11 protein-coding genes and 1 tRNA gene are annotated in these 12,551 nt (G+C 39.0%); 4 read left to right on the top strand and 8 right to left on the bottom strand.

From position 1 onward, the window contains the following. Positions 1-75 precede the first annotated feature (75 nt). From CYP54_RS08990 to dnaG, 8 genes are all read right to left on the bottom strand, one after another. Positions 76-152: transfer RNA gene (locus CYP54_RS08990), tRNA-Met, on the bottom strand. Positions 153-257: 105 nt separating this feature from the next. After that, positions 258-1,247: an argininosuccinate synthase domain-containing protein gene (locus tag CYP54_RS08985; protein ID WP_103604998.1), complete on the bottom strand. Its 990-nt coding sequence runs from the start codon at positions 1,245-1,247 to the stop codon at positions 258-260. 60 nt (positions 1,248-1,307) lie between these two features. Next, on the bottom strand, positions 1,308-2,531 hold the full coding sequence (gene pepT, locus CYP54_RS08980; RefSeq protein ID WP_103604997.1) for a peptidase T: 1,224 nt from the start codon (positions 2,529-2,531) through the stop codon (positions 1,308-1,310). Between the two features lie 10 nt (positions 2,532-2,541). Next, positions 2,542-3,852 carry a C4-dicarboxylate transporter DcuC gene (dcuC, locus tag CYP54_RS08975; RefSeq protein WP_103604996.1) on the bottom strand — a complete coding sequence of 437 codons (1,311 nt, stop codon included), beginning with the start codon at positions 3,850-3,852 and terminating at the stop codon, positions 2,542-2,544. A 14-nt stretch (positions 3,853-3,866) separates the two neighbouring features. Beyond that, the gene (pepE, locus tag CYP54_RS08970; protein WP_103604995.1) at positions 3,867-4,565 is read right to left on the bottom strand and encodes a dipeptidase PepE; all 699 of its coding nucleotides are present in this window, start codon (positions 4,563-4,565) and stop codon (positions 3,867-3,869) included. After that, on the bottom strand, positions 4,562-5,881 hold the full coding sequence (locus CYP54_RS08965; RefSeq protein ID WP_103604994.1) for an amidohydrolase: 1,320 nt from the start codon (positions 5,879-5,881) through the stop codon (positions 4,562-4,564). Before CYP54_RS08965 ends, pepE begins: the two co-directional genes overlap by 4 nt. Positions 5,882-5,891: 10 nt before the next feature. Further along, the gene (locus tag CYP54_RS08960) at positions 5,892-7,127 is read right to left on the bottom strand and encodes a M20 family metallo-hydrolase (RefSeq protein WP_103604993.1); all 1,236 of its coding nucleotides are present in this window, start codon (positions 7,125-7,127) and stop codon (positions 5,892-5,894) included. A gap of 104 nt (positions 7,128-7,231) precedes the next feature. Continuing rightward, positions 7,232-8,911: a DNA primase gene (gene dnaG, locus CYP54_RS08955; protein ID WP_103604992.1), complete on the bottom strand. Its 1,680-nt coding sequence runs from the start codon at positions 8,909-8,911 to the stop codon at positions 7,232-7,234. Between the two features lie 55 nt (positions 8,912-8,966). On the opposite strand from dnaG, the gene CYP54_RS08950 reads away from it, so the two are divergent. Genes CYP54_RS08950 through aroC form a run of 4 tightly spaced genes read left to right on the top strand, consistent with a single transcriptional unit; the run spans position 8,967 to position 12,154 of the window. Continuing rightward, complete coding sequence (locus tag CYP54_RS08950) at positions 8,967-9,998, top strand: tetratricopeptide repeat protein (protein WP_258033729.1); 1,032 nt, start codon at positions 8,967-8,969, stop codon at positions 9,996-9,998. Further along, positions 9,976-10,410, top strand: a complete 435-nt coding sequence (gene rnhA / locus CYP54_RS08945; protein ID WP_103604990.1) for a ribonuclease HI — start codon at positions 9,976-9,978, stop codon at positions 10,408-10,410. Before CYP54_RS08950 ends, rnhA begins: the two co-directional genes overlap by 23 nt. Further along, on the top strand, positions 10,407-11,078 hold the full coding sequence (gene rnc, locus CYP54_RS08940; RefSeq protein WP_103604989.1) for a ribonuclease III: 672 nt from the start codon (positions 10,407-10,409) through the stop codon (positions 11,076-11,078). The genes rnhA and rnc overlap by 4 nt, the downstream gene beginning before the upstream one ends. 8 nt (positions 11,079-11,086) lie before the next feature. Then, positions 11,087-12,154 (top strand): chorismate synthase, encoded by a 1,068-nt coding sequence (gene aroC, locus CYP54_RS08935; RefSeq protein ID WP_103604988.1) that lies wholly within the window; start codon positions 11,087-11,089, stop codon positions 12,152-12,154. Positions 12,155-12,551: the final 397 nt, after the last annotated feature.

Raw genomic sequence — 12,551 nt, 5'->3', positions numbered from 1 at the left:
AACAAACATTAAGCTATATTTCATGAAAGGTGACTGCAATATAATATTGTAGAAACATCGTAGTTTAGGTATTTATGGTGTCACGGGGGAGACTTGAACTCCCGACCTCCGGCTTATGAGACCAGCGCTCTAACCAGCTGAGCTACCGTGACACTTTAAAATAAGTTTCGGATTATATAATTTTTAAACTTATTTGTAGATAAAAACCATCTTTATCTACAAACACAAGGTAAAAGCACCAAGAATCAATAAAATGTCTATTTTACGAAATAATTTTGAGCTAGAGATTTATCCTCAGGTGTGATACTAAATTCCTCGCCAGCGACGCTAACTTCAAATTCATTCTCTTTACTTGCTTTTGTATAAGCTAATGCGAGCCTTGCGGCCAGCTCTTTGTCAGCTTTACTAGCATTTTTACTTATGAAGCTAATAGCTCCCACGATGTCATCGCTCTCTTTAAATTTCACCTGTTCAAATTTATCATTTGGATGAGACAAAAGTGCGTTATTATCGCTCTCGTCACGGCCTATTATCATTTTTGCACCATCTGGTAAGCGCAGATGCCTACCAAGCTTTAGCCACGTCACATCGATATCTCGCATCTCTTTATCAAAATTTAGATAATCCTTTATCTTCACAGCAAAGCTCTCGATCGTTAGCAAACATCCGCCTCCTGGCGTGGCAAAGTCCTCAAAGCCAAGTTCCTTTGCCAAAGCAAGCTGCGGCTTTCTATCACGTCCACTTATATCAAGTAGCTTCTCTCTATCGACCCAACCCTCGCGCTCTGGCTTTGTTAGTGGCAAGAGCTTAGCACACATCGGACGAAGTACTAGATCATCCTCATCATCAGCTAGACGCTTAACCTGAAAGAGTGCATCTCTTCGCTGACTCATCGGTCTTTGCCCCACGACTTCGCCTGTAATTATAAAATTTGCATTTTCACTTTTTAGCATATTAAGAGCGGTTTTAAACATATATCCGTGACAGTCGATGCAGGGGTTAAACTGCTTGCCGTAGCCGTATTTTGGGTTAAAAAGTACATCACGAAGATACTCATTTCTCATATCAACCACTTTTAAACTAGCCCCAGCCAAAGCTGCACGGCGTCTTAAAACTTCGTGCTTCTCCTCATCCACGCCAAATCCGGTATCCATATAAAGTGCGACCACTTCGATGTTTTGATCGCTTATTAATTTCATTGAGAGCATACTATCAAGCCCTCCGCTAAACAAAGCTAAAGCCTTCATTTTTATCCTGAAAGTAAAAATTTAAAGCCTAAATTTACTAAATCTAGGCTTTTATGAAGTTTATTTAGCAGCGTTAATTACGATTTTTTTAATGACTTCGCTCGCGGCTTTTAGGCTGCTAACTGGCAGATACTCATAGATAGAGTGAAAGTTGTTAGCTCCTGTGAATAAATTTAGCGTTGGCACGCCTTTTGCAGAGATCGCAGCACCGTCGTATCCGCCACGCATAGGTTTTATGTTTGGCGTGATATTTAGTTCACTAAAGGCATCTTTTGCAAGTTTTATCGGGAGCGAATTTTCATCTTTTAAAAATTTAAATACATTTTCATAGCGTGTTGTTAGCGTGATCTCACAGCAATCGCCATAAATTTTGTTAAAAGAATTTGCCATGTCGCTTAAAAACTCAAGTCTTTTTTGAAATTTAGGCTCGTCAAATTCTCTTATGTCGATCTTGAGCGTCGTTTTTGCGCTATTTCCGCTAAGCTCTTTTACCCAGAAGTAGCCCTCTTTGCCCTCGGTACACTCTGGCACTTCGCCACCTGGCAAGAGCGAGATAAATTTATGTGCAAGAAGTAGCGAATTTACAAGCTTACCCTTTGCATTCATAGGATGAGCCGAAACGCCTTTAAATACCATAGTGCAGTCAGCTGCGTTCCAGTTTTCATATATGAGCTCGCCTATCTCGCAGCAGTCTAAGCAGTAGCCAAAATCAGCTCCAAGCAAGCTCGCATCAAGCGCCTTTGCACCAAGCAAACCCTGCTCCTCGTCAGGCACGAAGCAGATCACGATCTTGCCGTGCTTTACGTCAGGATTTTGCATGAAAAAGCTAGCCATATTTACGATACTAGCGATCGCAGCCTTATCATCAGCACCAAGTAAGCTAGTGCCATCAGTCACGACTATGTCGTCGCCCTCGTACTTTTTAAGCTCTGGATTGTCGCTAAATTTAAGATAAATTCCCTGCTTTTCGTTTAGACAGATGTCGCCGCCTGTGTATCTTACGATCTTCGCCTTGGTATCGTTTTTTTGCTCGCTACTTGTATCCAAGTGCGCAAAAAAGGCAATACTCGGTGCGTTTTCGCAGTTTTCAGGAATTTTTGCTATCAAGATAGCATTGTCTTGCAAGAGGATATCTTTGATACCAAGCGAGCTAAGCTCATCTTTGAGAAATTTGGCTAGCTCGTACTCGGTTGGATTAGAAGGCATGATGCCTTTTAATCCATTCTCTTTGTTTGTTGTAGTGTTAAATTTCGTATAGTTTAAAAATCTCTCTACGATATCCATTTTTCATCCTTTAGATGACAAAAAATGCGATCGCCACAACAGAGATAAACATACCTAAAAATGTTCTTTTTGCAAGTTCAACTGGGCTAACCATGGCTATACCTGCACAAACGATAGCAGCACCTGCTATTGGAGAAGCAGATCTTCCCAGTGAGCCAGCGATGGCTGCGGCCATACCAAGCTTATCTTGTTCAAAGCCAAGTGCAGCGGCATTTGTTGTGACGGCTTCGTTAAACGCAAATGTAGCAGCGTCGCCTGAGCCTGTGACTATACCCATGATAAATGGCACAAATGTTCCACCAAATTTAACGTAGCTTTGATCTGTTTTTAGCCATGCGATGACCACGTCAACAGCTCCACACGCCTTTAGACCTGCAACAAATACGCCAGCTGCGATGATGATACCGATAACATCAGCGTAAGCGTGGCCCATGCCGTTAAAGAACTCTTTTGTAATCTTTTGTGGGTTTGTAAGCGTAGCAAAGATAGCTATGATCGCACCAAGTATCATCGCTTCAGCAACACCCATCTTTGTCCATGCAAGGAAACTATAATCTTTTGCAAGACTTGTCCCACCAATAACCAATATCACAAGTGGAACAAGTGGCATAATGGCGTAGATAAAATTTACTTTGAAAGCCGAGTTATCTTCATTTTTAGCACCACCCTCAAGAGTGAAATTTGTATTTTTTTGATAGTCTTTAAAAAGTATCGCAACAATAGTTAGTGTAATAACTACGATAGCAAGAGCTGTAAATGCACTAGGAATTTGTACCTTTATAACATCTTGAACAGTATAGTTTGCAACTGTCTTTTTAACAAGATCAGCCACGTATACGTTGTGAGCAGAGCCTGGGCTTAGAACTGAGCCAAACGTACCCGCAAAAACAGCAGCACCAGCCATAGCTGGGCGAACGCCTGAAGCCATTAGAAGCGGTATAAGCGTCGCACCAACAGCGGCGGAGCATCCTGCAGCTGAAGGGATAGCGATATTTATAAAATAAGTTAGCACGGTTGTTGCAGGGATCAAGATAAAGCCCACATTTTTAAGTGGTTTTGTAAGAAGACCAACAAGGTGTTTATCACACATTGTGTATTTCATAACAAAAGCAAAACCCATACTGGCACAAATAGCCTTTATAAGCCCTGCTTTAGTCATATAGTCAGTAAAAGCACTTAATGCCCCCATAGGTTTAAGTGCGATTAAACAAAGCACCAAACCAACACCTATTAGCACCGTTCTTGTCTCTTTTTTTAAGACAAGAAGTACTACAACTGCAACGATGCCAAGAATGGCAGCTACGAGTTTGAATGATTCCATACCCCTCTCCTTGTTTAGATTTTAAATTTGCTTTTAATTGCTATCTTTTCTATCTCTTTTTTGTACTCAAGCTTTAAGATGTCGCTATGTCCGATGACCTCAGCTTCATTGCCTCTTATCACCAAAGCCGTGCCCTCAGGTAGAGCATAGATGGTGTCTTTTGGATTTGCTATTAAAAATTCCTCCAGCCTCTCTTCTCTACTCTCGCCGTTATGTCCTACTAGCTTGCCACTTATAAAGTGTGGGTTGATCTGATAAGGGAAGATATTTAGACTATCAAAGGACTTTGGCATGATGATAGGCATATCATTTGTAGTCATCATCGTCTTGCCAGCGATATTTGCACCAGCTGACCAGCCAAAATATTTTGTGCCGTTTGCCACCGCCTCTTTTATAGGCTCAATCAAATTTAGCTTATAAAGCATATGAAGTAGCATGAAGGTATTTCCGCCGCCAACCGCAATACTTTTAGTATTTTTGATAGCAGAAATTTTATCTTCATAGCGGTGGATGGACTTGATATTTTTGCTATTTAAGCAATCTTGCACCTTTTGCTCGTACTCGTCATTTGTGCGTCTAACGCCGGCATAGGGGATAAAAAGTATCTCCTCGTCCGCATCACTTCCTAAAAATTCCTTAATCCAACCCTCGCAGTGTCTTAAGTAACCAGTATCTTTATAGCTTGAAGCACTGATTAGTAAAGCGTTTTTCATTTTTTTACTCCATTTAGTTTGTAAGCAGATCTTAGATAGACATCAACTCCTGAAACCAAACACTCCTCATCAAAGTCAAATTTGTAGTTGTGATGGCCTGCTTTTAGGTTTGTTCCTATCATCATATATCCGCTCTTTGCGCCTTTGTCTTGCAAAGCTCTCATAAAGTGAGCAAAGTCCTCACAAGCACCAAAGTCAAGCTCTTTTACGATCTTGTCATCGTCTATAAATGGACTCTCTTTAGCTGCTTCATAGAAAATTTCTGTTACTTCTTTGTCGCTATCGGCTCCGCTTGTGCCACCAGTCATTACGACTTTACTCTCTACGCCGTAAATTTGGCTAACGCCTTTAACGATATCCATGCATTTTTCATACATAAATTCGTTTAAATTTGTATCCTCGCCTCTTGTTTCGCAAGCTAGATAGCCGTTTGGAGCGATGACGTTTCTGCCTTCGCCTGCTTTTAAAACGCCCACATTTATCCTAGTTACACCCTTTGCATGTCTTGTGATGCCATGCATATTTAAAGCCATTTGTGCTGCGGCTAAAAGAGCATTTGCACCGTCTTGTGGTGCTCCAGCTGCATGAGCCGAGCGACCTGTGATATGCACGTCAAATTTAGAGGTAGCAAGTAGCTTATTTGTTCCGCAGATGATGCCACCACTAGTTTTTGCCTGAAAGCCGATATGTCCACCAAGTAGATACTCGATCCCCTCAAGCACACCAGCAGCTTCCATAGCCACAGCACCTCTCGTGCCCTCTTCTGCAGTTTGAAATATAAATTTAAATTTGCCATTAAACTCATCTAAATTCTCGGCTATAAGTTTTGCTAGTCCTAAACCGATAGATGCGTGTCCATCGTGTCCGCAAGCGTGCATGATACCAGCAATATCTGCGCCAAAGCCCTCTTTACAAGGTCTGTGATCAGCGTCTTCACTCTCCGTCACATCGACGCTATCTATGTCAAATCTAAATGCTGTAAATTTTCCAGGTCTTTTTGTATCTATAAAGGCAGTTAGGCCAGTTAATCCATCTTTCATATAAGGAAGATATTTTGCCTCTTCAGGACTTAGGAGTTTTTTGGCTCTTTCTATTGCTTTTTCGCATTGCTCTTTTGAACCAAGGCCAAGCCTTGCATCGGCTTTAACGACCTTGTCGCCAAGGCTTATTTCATATCCTAGATCACTAAGCCTCTTTGCTAGTACGGCGGTTGTAAAAAATGTAAACCAGCCAGTCTCAGGATGTGAGTGAAAATACCTGCGATCTTTAATAAGCTCATCTTTTAAAGAAAGAGCCAAATTTGCTATTTTGTCCATAGATTTCTCCTTATTCATTTGATAGTTTAACTAGTGCATTTGTTAAAATTTGTGTAGCTTTGAAAGCATCATCAAAATTTATAGCCTCTGCTATATTGTGACTGATGCCACCAACGCAAGGTATAAAAAGCATGCCAACACTACTTGCAAGTTTTGTTAGATTCATCGCATCGTGCCCAGCTCCGCTTGGCAAAGTAAGCGTTTTTATGCCAAGCTTAGCAGCCTCTTCGCTTAGTAAATTTATAGCATGCTCACTAAGTTTTACTGGCTCATCGCTACTCAGTTCTCTTATCTCATAACTAAATTTTAGCTCACCGCTTAGCTCTTTTATAAAATTTCTAAGCTCTAAATTTAGCTCTTCTAAGCTTGCCTTATCAATATCTCTTAGATCAACTCCAAGCCTCGCCTCGCCTGGCACGACATTTAAAACGCCTGGTTTTGCATGTGCGTAACCAACAGTAGCCACAGCTGTTTTTTTATTTTTAGCAAATTTATTGGCAGCAATTATGATGTGTGAAGCAGCTAGCAGCGCGTCACTACGCATATTCATCGGAGTTGCACCGCTGTGATCTGCCTTGCCATGGATAATAATTTCAAATCTAATAGGAGCGGCGATACCGCTTACTATACCAACGCTTATGCCACTTCGCTCAAGCACTGGACCTTGTTCAATGTGAAGTTCTAAATATGAATGAAGTGAATGTTCTTTTAAAATAGAATCATTTAAATTTTGTGGCTCAAGTCCAAATTTACTCATCGCCTCAAAGAGCGAGATACCATCTTCGTCTTTTAGCTCATGAAGCCTTTGTAGACCAAGTTTGCCACTTATTATTTTACTTCCGATAGTTGCTGTCTTAAAGCGACTTGATTCTTCACAGCAAAAGTTAATCAGCCAAAGCGGACGCTTTAACTTAATGCCAGCCTCTTTTATCGAGGTTAGCGCCTCAAGTCCAGCCATAACGCCAAGCGTACCATCATAAAAGCCGCCATTTGGCACGCTATCTATGTGAGAGCCCACACAAACTGGCTTCTCGCCTGGCTCACAGCCATCATCATATATGGCATAGATATTGCCAACATTGTCAATTTTAAGCTTAAATCCATTTTCTTCTATTAAATTTATAAGAAAATTTCTAGCTTCCAAGTCTTCTTTGCTAAATGCAAGCCTTGTAAGACCACCTCCTTTTAATGCTCCAAATCTGCTTATAGCATTAAAATTCGCTTCAAATCTTTTAAAATTTATCATAATAAATCCTTAAAAATAAAACTAATCTTAAAAACATTTATTACTTTATGCATTTTACATTTAGTTTTATGATTTAAAGCTGAATAAGTGTTAAATTTTGAAATTTAATTTTTTTGTAGCTTGTTGTGTAAGCCTTTAATAATCTCTGAAATTTTTTGCATTATTTCGATTTTGTTAGGTTTTTGCGACTCTTTAGTCTCTGCACGAAAATGTTCATAATATTTCAGTTTTAGCTTTATAATAGCCTCCCTTAAACTCTCTTCGCTCGAAGCCACTTTTGCACTCTCTTCTACATAAATTTCTCTAATTAGCGCGGCATTACTTTCGATCTTTGGTAATAAAATAGCTTGAAAATAATTTTTATGCTGCAAAAAGAATTTCTCCTCAAGCTCGTTTAAAACAATAGCTTCGTAATTTTTATTTGCAAGCATGCTCTTTAAAACACTAAATTCCAAAATATCAGTTTTATCTTTTTTTTGAGCCGTTTGCTTATTTGTTGTTGCAGCATTTGTAAAATTTTGATCTTGTCTATTTATATATCTTTGTCCATGAAGACTAAAAGTATTTAGCTCTATTTTGAGTAAATTTGATACCAGCGATTCGTAACTTTTTGCGATTATTGGCTTTAGAGAATTTGTAAATTCCATTATCTCTTCTAAGCATTTTTGCTTTTGCACTGGGCGCGTAATATCATATTTTTTTACAATTTGCTCGATATAAAACTCGCCAAGCTCAGTCCCAGAGCCAAACATCTCTTTTATCTCGTCGCTTCTACCTGCAAAAACCATATCCGCTGGGTCTGCACCATCTTTTATGATTACAACGCTTCCATCTATTTCGTTTTGCACCAAAAGACGAGATGATTTTATGGTGGCATTTATACCAGCCGAGTCACCATCAAAACAAAGTACTACGCTTATCTCTCCTCTTTTTAAAAGTGGCAAGTGATTAGTCGTAAGCGCAGTCCCAAGCACAGCAACGGCGTTTGTAAAGCCAGCAAAGTGCAGCATGATAACATCTAGATATCCCTCTGTGATGATGATCTGCTTTTTTTCAAAAATGCTTTGCCTAGCTAAATGATAGCCGTAAAGTAGCTTTGACTTATCAAAAACCATGCTTTGTGGAGAATTTACATATTTTGCAGGATGATCTGAGATCGTTCTACCGCCAAAGCCAACTAATTTTGCCGTGTGAGCATATATGGGAAATGTGATACGCTCGATAAAACTAGCATAAATTCCCTTCTCGTTTTGCTTTACGATTCCAACTTCAAGTGCCTCTTTTGGCTCGATATTTTCATTTTGTAAAAGCCTAATAGTACTAGCACTATCCCCAGCCCAGCCAAGCTCAAATTTCTCGATCATCGCGTCATTTATACCACGAGAATAGATATATCTCACAGCGGCTTCATGCTTGAAAAATTCGCTCCTATAAAAGGCATTCGCCTTTTCTAAAATGTGCTTATTTTCTTTTTGTGTTGGGGCTTTGTCGCTTGTGTATTCGAGACTAAAATTTACAAGGCTAGCTATTCTTTCGATAGCTTCTGGATAGGTTAATTTCTCATAATCCATTACAAATTTGATCGCATCTCCGCCGGCCTTGCAAGCAAAACAGTGAAAAATTTGTTTGCTTTGACTTATGCTCATACTAGGATTTCTATCATCGTGAAATGGGCAGACGCATTTATAGTTTGCACCCATTTTTTTAACTGGCAAATAGTGCTCTATAATGTCAACGATATCGATTTGATTTTTGAGTTTTTCTATGGATTTTGGATCTATCATAAGCAAAATTATACAACCGCTTTGTTATAATTAAAGTAAAATTTTATTACAAAGTATGAGCGTGGATATTTTTTTCATTGGGCATAGAGATCCGATATTTAGCCTTATTATTTTATTTAGCATTATTTTGATGATAGCCGCATTAAGCTATGCTTGGGGTATCTTTTCAAGCAAAGATGAGAAAAAAAGAATCGAAAAATTTATAAGAAAATTTGACAGCAAAGATGGCATAAGTAGCGAGCATAAACAGATGCTACAAAGTCCGGAGATAGACGCTCAAAGCCTTTGTATGCTAGGGCAAACTTTTGCTAAAAATGGTGATTTTGAAAAATCAATTAGTGTTTATCTCATAGCGCTTGGCAAAGTTAGAGATAAAAATGAGAAAGAATTTATCCTAAACGAGCTTGGAGAGGTCTATTTTAAGGCTGGATTTTTAAAAAAAGCTAGCGAAGTCTTTGAAAAAGTGCTTGAACTAAGCCCAAGAAATGTGCTTGCACTTCGCTTTTTAACGATGATAGATGAAAAACTGAAAAACTACAAAGAAGCTCTTTATGCGTTAAATTCTCTTGAAGAGCTTGGTGTAAATGTAAAAGATCAAAAGGCCTATATAAAGGCGATCAGTACGCTTGATGATAGAAATTTAAGCTTTAATGAAAAGGTAGAAATTCTCTCCCACCTTAGCCAAAATTTTGAGCTTTTAAAACGTATGATCTTAGCACTTTTCATAAGGCACAATGAAAATTTAGAAAATTTAAAAGATTTTGCTCGTTTTGAAGACGTGATCGATCTGCTTTATAATCTAAAAACGCCTATAAATTTAAGCAATCCAAAGTACAAATCACTCTTTTACGCAAAGGGCGATATAGATGAGCCATGTGAAATTTATGGCTTTGAGCTAAACGTCATCAAAAAACTAAAAGACACTAAATTTGACGCGGCTGGGCTAAGCTTTAACTACGTTTGCAAAAGCTGCAAAAACTCATTTCCTATGCACTTTTACCGCTGTCCGGTCTGTCATGAGCTAGGAAGTGTTAAAATTTTATCCCACATCACAGAAAAAGCAAGTGAAGATAGTAACACTTTTTAGCGACGGCTCGTGCCTTGGAAACCCTGGAGCTGGCGGCTGGGCTTATATATTGATATTTAACGAAGCTCAGAAAAAAGAGAGTGGCGGCGAGGCATATACGACAAATAACCAAATGGAGCTAAAAGCTGCGATAATGGGGCTAAAAGCGCTAAAAGAGCCCTGCGAGGTGAGACTCTTTACCGATAGCTCATACGTAGTAAATAGCATAAATGAGTGGCTTTCTAACTGGCAAAAGAGAAATTTTAAAAATGTAAAAAATGTAGAGCTTTGGCAGGAGTATTTAGAAATTTCAAAGCCTCACAAAGTCGTGGCAAGCTGGGTTAAGGGGCACGCTGGACACCCTGAAAACGAGGAGTGCGATCAGATGGCAAGAGATGAGGCATTAAAAATAAAAGATGAGAATGAAAGATGAAAATTTTAGAAGAATTTGAAGAGAATCTTGGATATGAATTTAAAAAAACTGAACTTTTAGAAGAGGCGCTAACGCACAAGAGCACAAAGCAGGCACTAAATAACGAAAGGCTCGAGTTTTTAGGTGATGCGGTGATGGATCTGCTTGTGGCTGAGTATCTTTTTAAGAAATTTAGCAAGATCGCAGAGGGCGACATGAGTAAACTAAGAGCTGCACTTGTCAATGAAAAAAGCTTTGCAAATATGGCAAGACATCTAAAAATGAGTAAATTTTTAAGGCTAAGTACGGCTGAAGAAAACAATGGCGGACGTGAGAAAGATAGCATTTTAAGCGACGCATTTGAGGCTGTGATGGGTGCTATCTACCTTGAGGCTGGACTTGATAAAGTGCGAGAAATTTCGATCGCTTTGCTTGAGCTTTGCTATCCACAGATCGACTTTGCACACCTAGAAAAGGATTACAAAACCGCTCTTCAAGAGGTCACTCAGGCTAGTCTTGGTGTCATACCAACATACGAGCTCATCGGCACGTCAGGCCCTGATCATAAGAAAGAATTTGAGATAGCCTTGCTACTAAATGGCAAAGAAATTTCACGTGCCGTTGGTAGCTCTAAAAAACAAGCCCAACAGCTTGCAGCAAAAATCGCACTAGAAAAAATCAAAAAATAGGAAAAATTTTGAATACATTTGGCAAAAAACTAACCTTAACGACCTTTGGTGAGAGCCACGGAGTGGCGATCGGCGGCGTGATAGACGGACTTCCAGCTGGACTAAAGATCGATGTAGATTTCATCCAAAGTGAGCTAGATAGACGCCGTCCTGGACAAAGCAATTTCACAACCGCAAGAGATGAAGCCGATAAAATAGAAATTTTTAGCGGCGTCTTTAATGGCATGAGCACCGGCGCGCCGATAGGCTTTGCCATTTTTAACAACAACCAAAAGTCAAACGACTATGAAAATTTACGTGAAATTTTCCGTCCTGGTCATGCTGATTTTACATATTTCAAAAAATATGGTTTTAGAGATCACAGGGGTGGCGGACGCTCAAGTGCAAGAGAAACGGCCGTTAGAGTGGCTGGTGGAGCCTTTGCACAGCTGCTTTTAAATGAGTTTAATATAGAAATTTTAAGTGGAGTGCTTGGTATAGGCAAAATTTTTAGCGACAAAATAGACTTTAACTTTGCTAAAAATTCTCAAATTTATGCTCTTGGCAATGAAGAAGCGATGAAAGAAGTGATAAATAAAGCTAGAAGCGAGCACGATAGTGTAGGAGCTGTGGTTTTAAGCGTGGCTAAAGGCGTGCCAGCTGGTCTTGGTGAGCCACTTTATGATAAGCTAGATAGCGCGTTAGCAGCGGCTTTGATGGGAATAAACGGCGTAAAGGCCGTTGAGATAGGCGCTGGCGTAAACGTAAGCTCTATGATGGGCTCAGCAAACAACGACGAGATGGATGAGCTTGGTTTTTTAAGCAATAACGCTGGTGGCATACTTGGCGGCATAAGTAGCGGCGCTGAGATCGTGTTAAAGAGCCATTTTAAGCCTACGCCTTCGATATTTAAAGAGCAAAAGACGCTAAATTTAGCTGGCGAAGTGGTAGATTTTGAGCTAAGAGGCAGGCATGATCCTTGTATAGGCATACGTGGAAGCGTCGTTGCAACCGCGATGATAAGGCTAGTTATCGCCGATATGTTACTGCTAAATGCTAGTACAAAGCTTGAAAATTTAAAGAAAATTTACGGCTAAATTTAAGTGCCCAAAAAGATGATCTATAAGGGCTTTAACATTTAAAAAACGACACTACAAAAAGTCTTTTTATTTTGATTCTTTTTAAAAATTCATATTATCTTTCTTTATTGTATTTAGCCAATATCTAAGATTTTAAACCAAGATATTAAAATAAGCTAAATCTAAAATTGGACATAACCCACTTAATTTGAAATATGAAATTATGAAAATATCTTAAATATTGAAGTATGTTTTTCTTATATGCTAAATTTTAAAGAAATAGCGAGCATAAAATTAACTAATTATTGATTTTATATAAACTTACTATTATAATATTAAATTTTTATATTCAAATATTAATCTTTAGAAAATAATCATAAATTATATGACGATATATGAAAATATCCTACTATAT

Source organism: Campylobacter concisus, assembly GCF_002914005.1.
In the GTDB taxonomy this organism is placed as follows: Bacteria; Campylobacterota; Campylobacteria; order Campylobacterales; family Campylobacteraceae; genus Campylobacter_A; species Campylobacter_A concisus_N.
Note: the sequence above shows the minus strand (reverse complement) of the source record. Positions and strands in the feature narration are given on the sequence as shown.